The organism is Streptomyces cinnamoneus (assembly GCF_002939475.1).
GTDB classification, from domain to species: domain Bacteria; phylum Actinomycetota; class Actinomycetes; order Streptomycetales; family Streptomycetaceae; genus Streptomyces; species Streptomyces cinnamoneus_A.
This window is the reverse complement of record NZ_PKFQ01000001.1, coordinates 978,612-994,154: the sequence shown is the minus strand read 5'-3', so window position 1 is coordinate 994,154 and position 15,543 is coordinate 978,612. Positions and strand designations below refer to the sequence as shown.

The following is a 15,543-nucleotide window of genomic DNA, read 5'->3' as shown; positions in this document are numbered from 1 at the left end:
GGCCCGCACCCCCTTTCCCGCCCGTCCATGGTGTCACCGCCGGACCGCGCCCCGCGTCGCGTACGCGATCAGGGCCGCCGCCCCCGCGAGGCCCGCGACCGTGGTGAGCGCCACCGGCAGCGAGAACCAGTCCGCGAGGAAGCCGATGGCCGGCGGGCCCAGCAGCATGCCGCCGTAGCCGAAGGTGGAGGCGGCGGCCACGCCGGCCGGTCCCGTCAGCTCGCCGGCCCGGCCGACCGCGACGGGGAAGATGTTGGCCAGCCCGAGCCCGGTGACGGCGAAGCCGGCGAGCGCCGCCCACACCGTCGGGGCCAGCGAGCCGAGCAGCATGCCCAGCGCGGCGGTGAGGCCGCCCGCCACCAGCACGCGTGTCTGGCCGAGGCGTTCGAGGAGCGCGGTGCCGGTGAGCCGGCCGACGGTCATGGCGAGCGCGAAGACGGAGTAGCCGACCGCGGCGACACCCGCGTGGGCGGCCAGGTCCTGTTCGAGGTGGAGCGCGCCCCAGTCGGCGAGCGCCCCCTCTCCGTAGGCCGTGCACAGGGCGATCAGGCCGAAGACGGCCACCAGCCGGCGGTCGCGGCCGGAGGTCCGGGCCCCGTCCTCCGCCCGCCCGGGGGCGGCCGGTGCCCCGGGGAGGCGCGGCGCCGGGTGGGCGAGGAGCGTACGGCCCGCCGCCGCGGCCACGGCGAGCCCCACGGCGGTCAGGACCAGCAGGTGGCGGGTGGCGGACAGCTGGCCGGCCACGAGTCCGCCGAGCCCGGCGCCGAGCATCCCGCCGACGCTGAACGCGGCGTGGAAGCTGGGCATCACCGGTCGGCGCAGCGCCGCGACGAGGTCCACGGCGGCGCTGTTCATGGCCACGTTCAGGCCGCCGTACGCGGCCCCGAAGCAGAGCAGGACCAGGCCGAGGGCGAGGGCGGAGTGGGTGAGCGGCGGCAGGGCGATGGACAGGGACATCAGGGCACCCGCGGCGACCGTCACCGGGTGGGTGCCGAAGCGCCGGCACAGGCGTCCGGTCATCATCATGGTCGCGACGGCCCCGCCCGACACGCCGAGCAGGGCGAGCCCGAGCGCACCGGCCGAGGCGCCGGTCTGTTCCTTGATCGCGGGGATGCGGACCACCCAGCCGGCGAAGAGGAAGCCGTCGAGGGCGAAGAAGAGGGTCAGGGCGGTTCGGAGGCGGCGGAGCCCGGGATCGCCCGCGAGGGGACCTCGTTCCCGGGAAAGGGCCGTCCGTATTTTGTTTAGCGTCGGCACAAAGTCAGAATAGGGGTGTGACCCAGACTCGGACAACACGTTTGGAGCGGGGCCGCGGCGCCCTCGGCCCGGCCCTGGAGCTCGTGCACACCGGACGCGCCCCCACGCGCGCCGTGCTCACGGCGGAACTCGGGGTGACCCGGGCGACCGCCGGAGCCGTGGCCGCGGAGCTCGAAGCGCTCGGACTGATCCAGGTGGACGCCCGCCCGGGCGCGGCCGCCGGCTCCCAGGGACGGCCCTCCCACCGGCTCTCCATCGCGCCGAACGGTCCCGTCGTCCTCGCCGCGCAGATCCACGCCGACGGCTTCCGCGCCGCCCTCGTGGGCCTCGGCGGACGGATGGTCGCCACCGCTCCCGGGTGCATGACGGTTCCCGCCGACCCCTCGCACGTCATCGACGCCGTCGTCGAGGCCGGTGCCGGGCTGCTGCGCGAGACCGGGCGGCGCTGCCTCGGCGCGGGCCTCGCGGTGCCCTCGGCGGTCGCGGAGCCGGAGGGCACGGCCCTCAACCCGCTGCACCTGTCCTGGCCCGCCGGCGCCCCCGTCCGCGATCTGTTCCACCAGGCCCTGGCCAAGTGCGGGGTGGTGGACCCGGGAGGCGCTCCCCTCGGGGGCGTCGCCGGCAACGACGTCAACCTCGCCGCGCTGGCCGAGCACCGGCACGGCGCGGGCCGGGGCGCCCGTCACCTGCTGTGCGTGGCCACCGGGCACCGGGGCGTCGGCGGCGCGCTCGTCCTCGACGGGCGGCTGCACAGCGGCAGTTCGGGCCTCGCCCTGGAGGTCGGGCACCTGACCGTCAACCCCGCGGGCCTGCCCTGCCACTGCGGCAGCCGGGGCTGCCTCGACGTGGAGACCGACCCGCTGGCGTTCCTCACCGCCGCGGGCCGCGAACCCGGGCCCGCCGTCTCGCTCCTGCAGCAGTCGCGCGACCTGCTGCGCACCGAGTACGGCGACGCGTCCGTACGGGCCGCGGCCGAGCTGATCGTCGACCGGCTGGGCCTGGGCCTCGCGGGACTGGTCAACATCCTCAATCCGGACCGCATCGTCCTCGGCGGCCTGCACCGTGAACTCCTGGAGGCCGACCCCGAGCGGTTGCGGGCCGTCGTCGCCGACCGCAGCCTGTGGGGACGCAGCGGGAGCGTGCCGATCCTCTCCAGCACGCTCGACCACAACAGCCTCATCGGCGCCGCCGAGGCGGCCTGGCAGCCCGTGCTCGACGACCCGCTGACCGTGCTCGCCTGACCCGTGGTGCCGCCCGCCCGCCCGGTGCCGGTTCAGCCGGGGACGGCCGAGTACGCCCGGGCGGGGGAGCGCCCGCGCAGCGCCGTCGGGCCGAAGCCCAGCGCGGGCGCGGCGAGCGCGGGTTCCGCCCGGGCGGCCAGGCCCAGGGACGGCCGGTCGAAGGCCACGGCCGACTCGACGGCGCGGGTGAGCCGGGGAGCCGTCGCCGGGGCGGCGGACGGGACGGCCAGCGTGAACCAGACGACCTTTCCGCCGTCGTGCCGCTCCTGCACGCCCCAGCTGGAGCTCATCGCGGCGACCAGGGCGAGTCCGCGGCCATGGGTGCTGACGACGTCCGTGTCGCCGATGACGGGCATCCGCGGATCGTGGTCCCGCACCGACACGGTGAGCCGGTCCAGCAGCAGGTCGATCTCGACCGTGCAGCGCTTGTCCGGTTCGGCGTGCTGGTGGACGTTGGTGAGAAGCTCGGTGACGCCGAGCGCCGCGGGTTCGATGAGCGGATCGAGGTGCCAGTAGCGCAACTGCGCAGATACGATTCTGCGGACCTGCCGGATCCGTGGGGGCAGAGCCTGGAGCTCTACGGTGCAGTGCTTGTTCACTCGGCTGATCACGGCTGCGACTCCCTGGAAGAAGTAGGGCTAGCCTGATTCAGATAGGCGTGCGATACGCGCCTGCTTCCCGGTCCGCGGCGGTGACCGCGGCACCGCGGGGCGGCACACGGACCGAACCGGGCGCGTGTGCGGCCGCGATGGGCCGTCACCGTCAGTGATACCGGTACGAGTCAAGAGTCGGCGCTCCCGGCCGCCTTCGCAACTCCTGCACCCCTCAACCCTCGGCGCTGCCGGTGTGCGCCGAGCGCACGGCCTCCAGGAAGCGGCTCACCGTAGCCGCCCCGGCGTCCTCGGCGGCGGACCGTTCGCCCCCCAGCGTGAGGACGTACCGCGTGCCGTTGACCGTCGCGGTCGCCCGCGCGCGGTCCCGGGCGGCGAACCACGGCTTGCCGGCGCGGACGGCCTCCACGGGCGCGCTGTCGATCTCCCGGCCCCGGCTGTTCAACAGCTCCAGCCGGCCGTCCTTGATCTTCACCTGGCCGGCCCGGGTGAGGGAGCGGTGGGACCGATCGATCCGCACCCCTGTCGCGTTGAACTCCGGTTCCGCCACGGCGCACCGCCTCTCCGGCCGAATGGTCCTTCCGGTGCGCAGTCTGCCCGTGAGCGGGCCCCCGCACCAGTGCCCCCTTATGATCGGAACGTCCGAGTGATCCGCATCGGCCCCGGCGGCCGGCACGAGGAGCGGCGTGTGGACGGCACAGCGCATCCGGGGGCCGGCGGTGCGGCGCGCCCGCCCGCACCCCCCGTACGCACCATCGACGTGGACCGCAGCGACCCCGTCCACCGCGCCTGGCTCAAGGAGGCGGTGCGCAAGGTGCAGGCCGACGCCAACCGCTCCGCCGACACCCATCTGCTGCGCTTCCCGCTGCCCGAGGAATGGGGCATCGACCTCTACCTCAAAGACGAGTCCACCCACCCCACCGGCAGCCTCAAGCACCGGCTGGCCCGCTCGCTCTTCCTCTACGGGCTGTGCAACGGCTGGATCCGTCCCGAGGCACCCGTCATCGAGGCGTCCAGCGGCTCCACCGCCGTCTCCGAGGCCTACTTCGCGGCGCTCGTCGGCGTGCCCTTCATCGCCGTCATGCCACGCACGACCAGCCGCGAGAAGTGCCGCCTGATCGAGTTCCACGGCGGGCGGTGCCACTTCGTGGACGACCCCCGGACGATGTACGCAGAGGCGGCGGCCCTCGCCGAACGGTCCGGAGGCCACTACATCGACCAGTTCACCTACGCGGAACGGGCCACCGACTGGCGCGGCAACAACAACATCGCCGAGTCCGTCTACAGCCAGCTGCGGCTGGAGCGCCACCCCGAACCCGCCTGGATCGTGGCCACGGCCGGCACGGGCGGCACGTCCGCGACCATCGCCCGCTACACGCGCTACATGCAGTACGACACCCGGGTGTGCGTCGCCGACCCGGAGAACTCCTGTTTCTTCGAGGGCTGGCGCGACCACGATCCGGCCGCGAGCAGCGACCGGGCCTCGCGCATCGAGGGCATCGGCCGTCCGCGCATGGAACCCAGCTTCCTGCCCGGCGTGGTCGACCGGATGATGAAGGTCCCGGACGCCGCCAGCGTCGCGGCCGTGCGGGCCCTGGAGCAGGCCATCGGCCGCAAGGCCGGCGGCTCCACCGGCACCGGCCTGTGGAGCTCGCTGAAGATCGTCGCGGAGATGGTCGGCGAGGGGCGCGCGGGCAGCGTGGTCACCCTCATCTGCGACGCCGGCGACCGCTACCTGGACAAGTACTACTCCGACGCCTGGCTCGCCGAACAGGGCCTGGACATCCAGCCCTACGCCCTGGCCGTCAGCGGTTTCCTGGCCACCGGCCGCTGGCCGTCCTGACGCGGCCGCGCACCGGCAGCGCCCGCCGCCCGCGCTCACACCGCCGAGAGCCGCCGGTCCAGGGCCCGTACGGCGTCGCGGAAGGCCCGCCCGAACACCGGCCGGGCGAGCCGGAGCGCGAGCCGCCCCGGCACCGGGACGTCCGCCAGGAACCACCACTGGACGAGCGTGCCGCCACCGGCGGGCGCCAGCCGCCAGTCCTCCAGCAGCGCCCGCAGCCCGGGCACGTTCGCCGCGTCGACGCGGTAGGCGTAGCGCCGGCCCGGCTCCGCGGCCATGACCGTCTCGGTCAGGCGGACCAGCCCCGCCAGCTTGACCTCCCGCCCCCTGCACCCCCGCGTCTCCACCGGCCGGGCCAGCGTCACCGCCCGGAACCAGCGCGGCCACGCCTCCACCTCCTCGGCCAGGGCGCGGTAGACGTCCTCCGGCGGCGCGGCGGTCCTGGCCGTGAACACCAGCCGCACCGGCGCCGTTCCACAGAACTCGAGCCCCACCGGGCGAAGGCCGCGCCGTGCACGTGTCATCGGGGCACCCCCAGAAGGTCGGCAGGTCGACCGGGCCCCGGACAGGTTAGTGCGCGCCGGGCGGGATGTCTGCGCCCTCCCCGCCGGGACCGGCCACCACCAACTGCGGCAGCCGCTCGGCGATCTCCGCCCGCGCCCGGTCCGGCAGGCCCGCGTCCGTCACCAGCGCGTCCACCTCGTCCAGCGCGGCGAAGGAGCTCAGGCCGACCGTCCCCCACTTGGTGTGGTCCGCCAGCACCACCACGCGCCGCGCCGAGCGCACGAAGTGGCGGTTGGTCTCCGCCTCCGCGAGGTTGGGCGTCGACAGGCCGGCCTCCACGGATATGCCGTGGACGCCGATGAACAGCACGTCGAAGTGCAGGGAGCGGATCGCCGCGTCCGCGACCGGGCCGACCAGCGTGTCCGACGGTGTGCGCACCCCGCCCGTCAGGACCACCGTGGCCGCGCCCGGCCGGGCCGCGGGCCCCGACGCCGTCATCGTCCGCTGGGCGGTGTGGAACACGTCGGCGGCCCGGACGGAGTTGGTGACCACCGTCAGGTCCGGGATGTCGACCAGCGCCTGGGCCAGGGCGTACGCCGTCGTCCCGCCGGCGAGGGCTATGGCGCTGCCCCGCGCCGCCATCCGGGCCGCCGCCCGGGCGATGTCCTCCTTGGCGCTGAGCTCCAGGGCCGCCTTCGCCTCGAACCCCGGCTCGTGCGCCGTCGCCTCCGCGACCGGCACCGCACCGCCGTGCACCTTCTCGACCACGCCCTGCCGGGCCAGCGCGTCCAGATCGCGCCGGACGGTCATGTCCGAGACGTTGAGCCGGCGCGTCAGCTCGTTGACCCGCACTCCGCCGCGCCGCCTGACCTCGTCGAGGATCAGGGCGCGCCGCTGCTCCGCCAGGAGGTTCTGGTTGTCGCTCACCCGGCCCGTCCTTTCCGATCGGTCCCGCTCGCCGTGGGCGCACATCCTCCCACGGCCCTACGACAACGATCACGATCGTTCACGAGGCATAAAGGGCCGGTCAGCTCATGGCAGCTCGGGCAGGTCCTCGGGATAGAGCAGGGTCAGGTCGTCGGTGCTCGGCGCGGCCAGCTGCGCCACCCGTCCCGCGTGCCGCTCCACCATGGCCTCGAAGGTCTGCCGCGCGGTGCGGCCGTTGCCGAACGCGGGGCCCTTGGGAAGGGCCGTGAAGTACTCCAGAAGCGCCTCCCCGGCGCCCGCCCCGATCCGGTACTCGTGCTCCTCCGCCTGCTGCCGCACGATGCACAGCAGCTCGTCCGGCGCGTAGTCCCCGAAGGTGATGGTGCGTGAGAACCGCGAGGCCACACCGGGGTTGATGGTCAGGAAGCGCTCCATCTCCGCCGTGTACCCGGCGACGATCACGACGACCTCGTCCCGGTGGTCCTCCATCAGCTTCACCAGCGTGTCGATGGCCTCGCGGCCGAAGTCGCGCCCCGAGTCCTCCGGGCACAGCGCGTACGCCTCGTCGATGAACAGCACCCCGCCGCGCGCCCGGTCGAACGCCTCCTGTGTCCGGATGGCGGTGGACCCGATGTGCTCGCCCACCAGGTCCACCCGCGAGACCTCCACCAGGTGACCGCGCTCCAGCACGCCCAGGGCGGCGAGGATCTCGCCGTAGAGCCGGGCGACGGTGGTCTTGCCGGTGCCGGGGGAGCCGGTGAAGACCAGGTGCCGGCGCACGGAGGCGGCCTTGAGCCCGGCCTCCCGGCGGCGCCGCCCGACCTCGATCATGTCGGTGAGCGCCCGGACCTCCCGCTTGACGCTCTCCAGGCCCACCAGCGCGTCGAGTTCCCCCAGCACGGAGGCGGCGCCACGGGCGGCGGCACCGCCGCCGGCGCCCGCCGGGGGATCCGCCGCGACCGGGGAGCGCGGCTGCGGCACCCCGGACGCCGGCCGCACCGGCCGCGCGGCCGTCACCACCGCCGCGACCGCCCCGGCGCCGCTCCCCGCCGCCGCGCGCTCGTCGCTCGTACAGCCCTCGCTGACCGGCCCCTCCTCGGCGAACTCGTAGCCGCCGCGCGCGCACCGCTCCGTACGGCACCCGGTCAGGGTCGCCCGGCAGCCGTCGATCACGTGGAAGCCGTAGCCGCCGCTCCCCGTCACCCGGCAGCCGTCGAACGTGCCGCGGCCCTCGGCCGACACGTAGAACCCGGCCTCGGTGGGGGAGGTCACCGCGCAGCGCTCGAAGACCGGATCGGCGCCCTTGGTGACGATGACACCGGTCGACGTCGCGTCGATGGCGCAGCCCGCCAGCGTGCCGCCGCTGCCCTGGCCGCGGAACCACACCCCGGTGGTGGCCTCGCGGATCCGGCAGTCGTCGAGCCGCACCGTCGCCCCGCCGCTCACCGACACCGCGGTGCCCCGCACCCCGGACAGGTCGCTGTCGGCGACGTCCACGTGCGAGCCGCGGTCCAGGACGAACAGCGCGTCCGGCACGTCGTGCACCCGGCAGGAGCCGAGCAGGGCGCTCGCCCCGTCGCTCACCCACACCGCCGGATAGTCGCCCGTGCTCTCGTGGATCTCGCACTGGGCCGCCTCCGCCCGCGTGCCCGGGTCCCACACCGACAGGCCGTTGCGCCCGAAGCGGCGCACCGTCGAGCGCGCCATCGTCAGCACCGACCGCGAGCGCAGGTCGACCGCGTTCTCCGGGACGTCGTGGATGGCGCAGTCGGTCAGGGCCAGCACCGCGTCGGTGTCCAGGGTCACTCCGTCGGCCGACGTGCGGTGCACCCGGCAGTCGCTCAGCCGCCCGGCGGCCCGCGCCGCCACCTGCACCCCGGTGCCCTTGATCTCGTACACCTCGCAGCCGACGGCCTCCAGGGCACTGCCCTCGCCCGTCAGCGACAGCCCCGCGCCCCGGGCGTGGTGCACCCGGCAGCGCTCCAGCCGGGGCTCGGCCCCGCCGCGCACGACGACCCCGGACTGGCCGGCGGCCACCACCTCGCAGTCCTCGAAGACGCCGCTCGCGCCGTCCAGGACGCTGATGCCCACGCCGCCGGGGTTGTCGACCACGCAGCGGCGCACCGCCGGCCGCGCCGAGACGCCCCGCACCTCGATGCCCGCCGCCGAACGCGTCACGACGCGCAGCCCGTCCAGCTCGGGTGCCCCGCCCTCGACCAGCAGCGCCGGGGCGGCCGCGTCGTGCCCCTCGATCCGCAGGTCCAGCAGCGTCGCCGAGGCCCGGACCGTCACGGCGACGCCCTCCGTCGGGGCGATGCGCACCGAGCCGGGCGCGCCCTCGGCACCCCGCAGGGTGACGGCGCGGGTGAGGACCAGGTTCTCCCGGTAGGTGCCCGGCGCGAGGGACAGCACGTCCCCGTCCGCCGCCGCCTCCAGGGCCGCCGCGAGGGAGTCGTACTCTCCGGTGCGCCGCCGCCAGCGCGACGTGCCGGTGTGCGTCACCTGGACCGAGCCCTGTGCCATGGTGCTGACGTGCCCCCACCTCGTTGTCGCGTCCACCCGGGACGGATGAGTACCGGCGGGACCACCGTAGCGCGCGCGGGACACGGGAGTTGACCGCTCAGCTTCCCGCGCCCGCCCGGCCCCAGGTGTGCCCGGCCCGCTCCCAGGCGCGGTCCCACTCGGCGTACCGCCGCTGCGTGAGGCGCCATACGACCAGCCTGCGCGCTCCTTCCACCAGGCCGGCCGCGGCCGCCGCCGCCGCGATCCCGGCGAGCACCGCGTGGACGTGGGCCGTGGCCGGGTCCATGGGTCGGCCCGCCACCCGGCCGCCGTCGTCGGTCCACAGCGGGAACCGCTCCCCGCGCACGGCCTGCTGACGGACGGACACCGGGGCGGTGTGCTCCGTGCCGTCCGGGCCGGCCCAGCGGGCCAGCGCCCTGCGGTAGACGTCCCGTCCCGCGGAGCCGTCGTGGTCGCCCAGGGCGCCCCCGGGCAGGGGGCGCACGGTGACGGCGGTCACCAGGTGCCGGTGGCGCTGTTGTTCGTGGGCCGCCCGCTGCAACGCCCCGTGGGCGAGCGAACCCGTCAGCCAGCCGACGGCGGGCCCCACGAGCAGCATCAGCGCCACGGCGGCCACCCCCACCCAGGTCTGGAGCACATCGCTGCGGCGCCGCAGCGGATTGCGCCGCCTGCGCCGGAGACACCGTCGGAAAGAAAGCGTCGCGCCCACAGTGCTCACCCCCTCACCCGTCCGTAAATACCTCACACAGGGCATCGCATGCGGAGGAAGACGACGGAGAGAGGAAAATCACCCCCCGCGGATGCCGGGTGCGGCGGCACGTTGACGCCGGAGGTGACGGGAAGGGACAGCTGGCCCCTTCAGTCGAGGACCTCGAAGGCGTCCCCGACCCGCACCACACCCGTGTGCTCCGGTATCAGGTTCTGCCCGAACACGGCCTTCGCGCCGATCCGGTGGTGCCGTGCCAGGGTGCGCAGCGGCTCCTTGCCCCGGACGGCCGTGCGCTGGTCGGTCGTGGTGACGACGCACCGGCCGCTGGGTTTGGCGACCCGGAAGGTCACCTCTCCCAGGCGCACCCGCCGCCAGCCGTCCTCGGCCCAGGGCGGGGTGCCGTCCACCACCACGTTGGGCCGGAAGCGGTCCATGGGCAACGGCCCCTCGGCCGCCCGGTCGCCCTCGGCGATCAGGGAGTTGAGCGCCTCCAGGGAGGCGGTGGCGGTGATCAGCAGGGGGTAGCCGTCGGCGAAGCTCACGGTGTCGCCGGGGAGGGAGTGTTCGGGGTCGACGGGGCGCCGGCGCGCCGGGTCGTCCATGTACACGAGCCGGGCATCGGTCCCCAGGAAGGCGCTCAGCCACGCGTCGGCCGCGGCTCCCGCGGGCACCGTCTCCACCTTGTCACGGAACAGCTCCACGGTCAGCGTGCCGCCCTGCCCGTCGGCCGTGGGCACGCGGACGTCGAGCGGTGCGGCCCCCGGAGTCGTGAGCCGCACCCCGCCGCCCGGCAGCGGGCGCGCCGAGGCCAAGGTGAGACGGGGCTCCTGCCGTTGGGTGAGGACCCGGGCGTCGGGTCCGGCCAGCATCCACCGCCGGTCCCCGGCGAGACCCCACGGCTCCACGGCCGCCTCGCCCGGCGCGCACCCCGCCATCGACTTGACCGGATAGCAATGGACGGCGCTCACCACGGCCATGGTCATGCTGTGCTCGGACATGTGGTCATTTTGCCAGCAACCCATGACAGTTGACCGACCGGAACGACGGAACACCGCCGGAGTGGTCGAATGTCCCGAAGTGGCCCGGATCGCCGGAGTCCCCCCGCCGGCGATGCGGTCAGCGGCCGCCGGTGACGCGGGTCAGTAGCCTCCCTGGTCGTACGGGCGGTTGCCGTACGGGTCCTCGTACTGGCCCGAGGGGCGGGGCGCGGCCGGACGCATCGCGTCGTAGCCGGCCGGGCCCGCGGGGGCGGCGGCCGGTCGCTGCTGCTGCGGCGGCCCGGCGTAGCCGCGCGGCGCTCCCTGCTGCGGGATGTGGGGCGCGTGCGCCTGCTGGAGCCCCATGGGCTGGGCGGGGGCGGGCTGGCCGCCATACTGCTGGGCCTGCGCGGCGTAGCCGTGCTGCTGGGCCTGCGGCGCCGGGTGGGAGGAGGGGCCGGAGGGCAGGGCCGGCAGCGCGGGAAGGTTCCCGCCGCCCGGATTGCCGCCGCCACCGAGGTGGCCGCCACCGAAGTCGTACGGGGACGACACGCGGATCGGCGCGATCTGGGGGGTGCCCCGCTCGGCGACGAGGCTGTCGTAAATGGGGGTGTCCGGGAAAGACGACGAGGCGTAGTAGCCGCCGCCGTAGGTGCTGCGGGGGGAGGTCATAGCCCATAAGTTAAGCCCATGGTGTGTCGGTTGGGGAGCCCGGTATGGGGGTTGATTCCGGTGTCCGGAGGGGGCCTGGATCGCCAATCCGAGCGAACTCGGGAAAATCGGTCGCCAAGGTACGTTGAGATTGCGTAAAGACCGGCTCATTTCGACAGGGGTGGAGCATGGCGACGGAGGGGCGGAACATGGGAATGGCCAAAGGGTCGAATATCCGGATTCCTTCACCGGTGGTGCGAATTGAACTGGGCTGGCGAGCGGGCCCCGGGGTGCCCGACGTGGACGCCTCCGCACTGCTGCTCACCAGGGGAAAGGTCCGTTCCGACGCGGACTTCGTCTTCTACAACCAGCCGGTGCACGCCTCCGGTGCCGTCCGGCACGCCGGCAAGCAGCCGGCGGGGGGCACCGTGACCGACGCCCTCACCGTGGACCTCCGGGCCGTCGAGCCCGTCGTCGAGACCGTGGTCCTCGCGGCCTCCGCCGACGGCGGCAGTTTCGGACAGGTGCCCGACCTCCACATCCGTGTGCTGGACGCGGCGAACGGTGCGGAACTGGCACGCTTCGACAGCCGGGACGCCACCGTCGAGACCGCCTTCGTCCTCGGCGAGCTCTACCGGCGGCAGGGGGAATGGAAGTTCCGCGCCGTCGGCCAGGGCTACGGCAGCGGCCTCGCCGGCCTGGCCACCGACTACGGCATCACCGTCGACGACCCGCAGCCGGCGCCCGCCCCGGCCGCCGTCGTCCCCCCGCCCGCCCGCCCGGCCCACGTCCCCGAGCCCGTGCCCGTGCCCGTGGCCGCCCCGCCGGCACCGGCGCCCGCGCCCCAGCCCGTACGCCTGACGAAGGTGACGCTCACCAAGGAGACCCCGGCCGTCTCCCTGGCCAAACAGGGCGGCACCTCGGGCACCCTGCGCGTCAACCTCAACTGGCAGGTGCAGAAACAGTTCAAGGGATGGGGGCAGCGCCTGGGCAAGGCCATGGCCCTCCACTCCGACCTGGACCTCGACCTCGGCGCCCTGTTCGAGCTGAACGACGGCAGCAAGGGCGTGGTGCAGGCGCTGGGCAACTCCTTCGGATCGCTCCACCAGCCGCCCTACATCCACCTCGACGGCGACGACCGCACCGGCGCGGTGGAGAGCGGCGAGAACCTCACCGTCAACCTCGACCGCATCGCCGCGTTCCGCCGCATCCTCGTCTTCGTCACCATCTACGAGGGCGCCCGCAGCTTCGCCGGCCTGCACGCGACCGTCACCCTCCAGCCGCAGCACGGAGCGCCCGTCGAGTTCTTCCTCGACGAGTGCACCGTGCCCTCCCCGGTGTGCGCCCTGGCCCTCATCACCAACAACGGCGGCGATCTCGTCGTCCAGCGCGAGGCCCGCTACCTGGTCCCCGACCGCGGGGTCAGCATGCAGCGCACCCTCGACCGCGCCTACGGCTGGGGCCTGAACTGGACGCCCGGCCGCAAGTGACCCGGCGGTCCGCTCAGGGCGCGGCCTCGGGACGGGTGTACGTCCGCCCCTTCCAGGCCGCCCCCCGGCCCCGGTGGTGCTGCACCGCGGAGTCCACCGTCATCAGCAGGTACAGCAGCGCGGTGACCGGCAGCAGCGGCGCCCACCACACCGGCAGGCGGTAGTAGCGCAGCATCGGCGCGAACGTGCCGGCCATCACCGCCCACGCCGCCGCTCCGGCCACGAGCGCCCCTTCAGCCCCGCCCAGAGCACCTGCCACCACCGCCACCGGAGGCACCAGGTACACCACCGTCAGCCCGGCCACCGTCCCGGCCAGCAGCAGCGGACTGTGCAGCAGCTGCGCGTAGGCGCTGCGCGAGACCATCCGCCACAACGAGGCCAGGCCGGGATACGGCCGCACGCTCTCCACCCGGTCCGCCAGCCCCAGCCAGATCCGGCCGCCGGACCGCTGGACGGCCCGCGCCAGCGCCACGTCGTCGATCACCGCCTGCCGGATGCGCTCCGGCACCCCGGCCCGCTCCGCCGCCTCGCGCCGCAGCAGGACGCACCCACCGGCGGCGGCCGCCGTCCGCGCGCCCGGCCGGCCGACCCGGCGGAAGGGGTACAGCTGGGCGAAGAAGTACACGAACGCCGGGACGACCAGCCGCTCCCAGAAGGAGGCCACCCGCAGCCGCGCCATCTGCGAGACCAGGTCCAGCCCGTTCGAGCGGGCCGCCGCGACGAGCTCCCGCAGGCTGTCCGGGGCGTGCGCGATGTCCGCGTCCGTCAGCAGGAGGTACTCGGCGTCCGTCCGGGCCCGCGCCAGCGCCATGCCGTGCCGCACCGCCCACAGCTTTCCGGTCCAGCCGGGCCCGGGCTCCCCGGGCGAGTCCACGGTCAGCGGCAGGCCACCGTGCCGGGCCGCCAGCGCCCGGGCCAGCTCGCTCGTGCCGTCCGAGCTCCCGTCGTCGACGAGGAAGACCTCCGCCCGCCCCGGATAGTCCTGGGCCAGCAGCGACGGCAGGCTCGACGGCAGCACCCCCGCCTCGTCCCGGGCGGGCACCACGATCGCCACCGCCGGCCAGTCCGCCGGGGGCGTGCGGTCCGGCAGCCGCACGTCCGTACGCCAGAAGAAGCCCTGCCCCAGCAGCAGCCAGCCCCACGCGGCCAGGGAACCCACCGTGATCCACGTCAGCGCGCTCACCCGCCGCAGTCTGCCGCACCCGGGCCCGGCCGCGCGGGGAAACACGGCCATGCGGAAGGGACCGATCCGTCACCGGGCGAGAGCCGTCGCGACACGGACGGCGGCCGGGCGGAGGACCGGATCGATTAAAGTGACGGGATGAAGATCGCGCTCATGGACTCCGGCAACGGACTACTGGCGGCGGCCGCCGTCGTGCACCAGCTGCGGCCCGACGCCGATCTCGTCCTCTCCTCCGACCCCGAGAGCATGCCCTGGGGGCCCCGGACGCCCGAGGACGTCATCGAGCACGCCCTGGCCTGCGCCCGCGCCGCCGCGGAGCACCGCCCCGACGCGCTGATCATCGCCTGCAACACCGCCTCGGTGTACGCGCTGGCCGCCATACGGGCCGAGCTGGAACCCGGACTTCCGGTCATCGGCACCGTCCCGGCGATCAAGCCCGCAGCGGCTGACGGGGGCCCCTTCGCCATCTGGGCCACGCCCGCCACCACCGGCAGCCCCTACCAGCGAGGCCTCATCCGCGAGTTCGCCACCGGCGTCGACGTCACCGAGGTGCCCTGCCCGGGGCTGGCCGACGCCGTGCAGCGCGCGGACACCGACGCCGTCGCGGCGGCCGTCGAGGCGGCCGCAGCCCGGACGCCCCGGAACGTCCGCGGCGTCGTGCTGGGCTGCACCCACTACGAGCTCGTCGCCGAACGGATCCGCGCCGCCGTGCAGGACCCCGCGCAGCCGCCCGTCAAGCTGTACGGCTCCGCCAAGGCCGTCGTCGCCCAGGCCCTGCGCCGCATCGGTGCCGCGCCCGCCCCGGACGCCGCGCCGACGGGCGGCCTCACCGTGCTGTTCAAGGGCCGGGAGGCGGAGCTGGAGCCGGCCTCGCTGAGCTACCCGGAGGGCCGCTCGCTCCCCGCCGCCAGCCCCGTGCGCCTCTGACGCGCCGCGTTCGGGCCGCTCGGCGCAGCACACCTGCCAGGGCGCCGGAACGTGGGTAGGCTGCCCGGTATGAGGGACCACTCCCAGGGCCCGCACGACCACGAGGGCCCACAGGACCACGAGGACGACGACCCGCGGGGGGCGGCCCTGCCCGCCCTCTGGACGGGCCGCGCGACCAATCGCGTGCAGTGGCTGCTGGCCGCCGCGGGCGCCGCCTGCGTCGCACTCGGCGTCGAGCTGGCCGTCGACAGCGCGTGGACCTCGGGGCTGGCCCCCCTGGTGATGGCGGTCGTGGGATGCGTGGCCGCCGGGCTGCTGATGCTCTACGGCACCGTCGCCTTCGTCCACGTGGCCGTACGGGTCGACAAGGACAGCCTCGAAGTGCGCTGCGGCCACATCGGCGTCCCCCGCACCCGCATCCCCCTCGACCACGTCGTCGGCGCCGACTTCGCCCCCCGGGTCACCCCGCGCCAGTGGGGCGGCTGGGGCTACCGCTGGCGCCCGGAGCAGGGCACGGCCGTGGTGGTGCGGCGTGGCGAGGGGTTCGTGGTCCGGCTGGGCGACGGCCGCACGTTCACCGTGACCGTCGACGACGCCGAAGCCGCCGTCCGCGTCATCCGCGACCGGCTGCGCCGGCTCGGCGCCGGCCGCCCGGCATCCGCCTGACCACGCCTTTCGCCGCCCCCGCCCGTCCGGACCC

Annotated in this window: 15 protein-coding genes; 5 read left to right on the top strand and 10 right to left on the bottom strand. The window is 74.9% G+C overall.

Translation table 11 applies throughout. The features are described 5' to 3' along the window. Nucleotides 1–33: 33 nt before the first annotated feature. Nucleotides 34–1,257, bottom strand: a complete 1,224-nt coding sequence (locus CYQ11_RS03850) for an MFS transporter (protein ID WP_099198546.1) — start codon at nt 1,255–1,257, stop codon at nt 34–36. Between the two features lie 17 nt (nt 1,258–1,274). On the opposite strand from CYQ11_RS03850, the gene CYQ11_RS03845 reads away from it, so the two are divergent. Further along, a complete protein-coding gene (locus tag CYQ11_RS03845) occupies nt 1,275–2,498 on the top strand; it encodes an ROK family protein (RefSeq protein WP_099198545.1) in 1,224 nt (407 codons plus the stop codon). A 32-nt stretch (nt 2,499–2,530) separates the two neighbouring features. Here CYQ11_RS03845 and CYQ11_RS03840 read toward each other — a convergent pair whose 3' ends face one another. Beyond that, nucleotides 2,531–3,109 carry an ATP-binding protein gene (locus CYQ11_RS03840; protein WP_099198544.1) on the bottom strand — a complete coding sequence of 193 codons (579 nt, stop codon included), beginning with the start codon at nt 3,107–3,109 and terminating at the stop codon, nt 2,531–2,533. 214 nt (nt 3,110–3,323) lie between these two features. After that, complete coding sequence (locus CYQ11_RS03835) at nt 3,324–3,659, bottom strand: hypothetical protein (protein WP_099198543.1); 336 nt, start codon at nt 3,657–3,659, stop codon at nt 3,324–3,326. 138 nt (nt 3,660–3,797) lie between these two features. Here CYQ11_RS03835 and cds1 point away from each other — a divergent pair, with 138 nt between their 5' ends. Continuing rightward, nucleotides 3,798–4,952 carry an L-cysteine desulfhydrase Cds1 gene (gene cds1, locus CYQ11_RS03830; RefSeq protein WP_099198608.1) on the top strand — a complete coding sequence of 385 codons (1,155 nt, stop codon included), beginning with the start codon at nt 3,798–3,800 and terminating at the stop codon, nt 4,950–4,952. A gap of 35 nt (nt 4,953–4,987) precedes the next feature. Here the strand turns inward: cds1 and CYQ11_RS03825 are convergent, their stop codons facing one another. From CYQ11_RS03825 to CYQ11_RS03800, 6 genes are all read right to left on the bottom strand, one after another. Beyond that, a complete protein-coding gene (locus CYQ11_RS03825; protein WP_099198542.1) occupies nt 4,988–5,476 on the bottom strand; it encodes an SRPBCC family protein in 489 nt (162 codons plus the stop codon). Nucleotides 5,477–5,522: 46 nt separating this feature from the next. Next, nucleotides 5,523–6,383 carry a DeoR/GlpR family DNA-binding transcription regulator gene (locus tag CYQ11_RS03820; RefSeq protein ID WP_099198541.1) on the bottom strand — a complete coding sequence of 287 codons (861 nt, stop codon included), beginning with the start codon at nt 6,381–6,383 and terminating at the stop codon, nt 5,523–5,525. Between the two features lie 105 nt (nt 6,384–6,488). Further along, entirely contained in the window at nt 6,489–8,906 is a 2,418-nt protein-coding gene (locus CYQ11_RS03815; RefSeq protein ID WP_099198540.1) for a right-handed parallel beta-helix repeat-containing protein, read from the bottom strand. A 97-nt stretch (nt 8,907–9,003) separates the two neighbouring features. Further along, complete coding sequence (locus tag CYQ11_RS03810) at nt 9,004–9,660, bottom strand: Rv1733c family protein (RefSeq protein WP_240003290.1); 657 nt, start codon at nt 9,658–9,660, stop codon at nt 9,004–9,006. Between the two features lie 104 nt (nt 9,661–9,764). Next, the gene (locus tag CYQ11_RS03805) at nt 9,765–10,598 is read right to left on the bottom strand and encodes an MOSC domain-containing protein (protein ID WP_099198607.1); all 834 of its coding nucleotides are present in this window, start codon (nt 10,596–10,598) and stop codon (nt 9,765–9,767) included. 156 nt (nt 10,599–10,754) lie between these two features. Next, complete coding sequence (locus CYQ11_RS03800) at nt 10,755–11,264, bottom strand: DUF6643 family protein (RefSeq protein WP_099198538.1); 510 nt, start codon at nt 11,262–11,264, stop codon at nt 10,755–10,757. Between the two features lie 188 nt (nt 11,265–11,452). Here CYQ11_RS03800 and CYQ11_RS03795 point away from each other — a divergent pair, with 188 nt between their 5' ends. Then, nucleotides 11,453–12,733: a TerD family protein gene (locus CYQ11_RS03795; RefSeq protein ID WP_099198537.1), complete on the top strand. Its 1,281-nt coding sequence runs from the start codon at nt 11,453–11,455 to the stop codon at nt 12,731–12,733. A 13-nt stretch (nt 12,734–12,746) separates the two neighbouring features. Here the strand turns inward: CYQ11_RS03795 and CYQ11_RS03790 are convergent, their stop codons facing one another. After that, entirely contained in the window at nt 12,747–13,907 is a 1,161-nt protein-coding gene (locus CYQ11_RS03790) for a glycosyltransferase (protein ID WP_398781020.1), read from the bottom strand. 147 nt (nt 13,908–14,054) lie between these two features. Here CYQ11_RS03790 and CYQ11_RS03785 point away from each other — a divergent pair, with 147 nt between their 5' ends. Next, complete coding sequence (locus CYQ11_RS03785; RefSeq protein WP_099198535.1) at nt 14,055–14,843, top strand: glutamate racemase; 789 nt, start codon at nt 14,055–14,057, stop codon at nt 14,841–14,843. Nucleotides 14,844–14,912: 69 nt separating this feature from the next. Further along, nucleotides 14,913–15,509: a hypothetical protein gene (locus tag CYQ11_RS03780; protein ID WP_240003289.1), complete on the top strand. Its 597-nt coding sequence runs from the start codon at nt 14,913–14,915 to the stop codon at nt 15,507–15,509. The last annotated feature ends 34 nt before the right edge of the window (nt 15,510–15,543 follow it).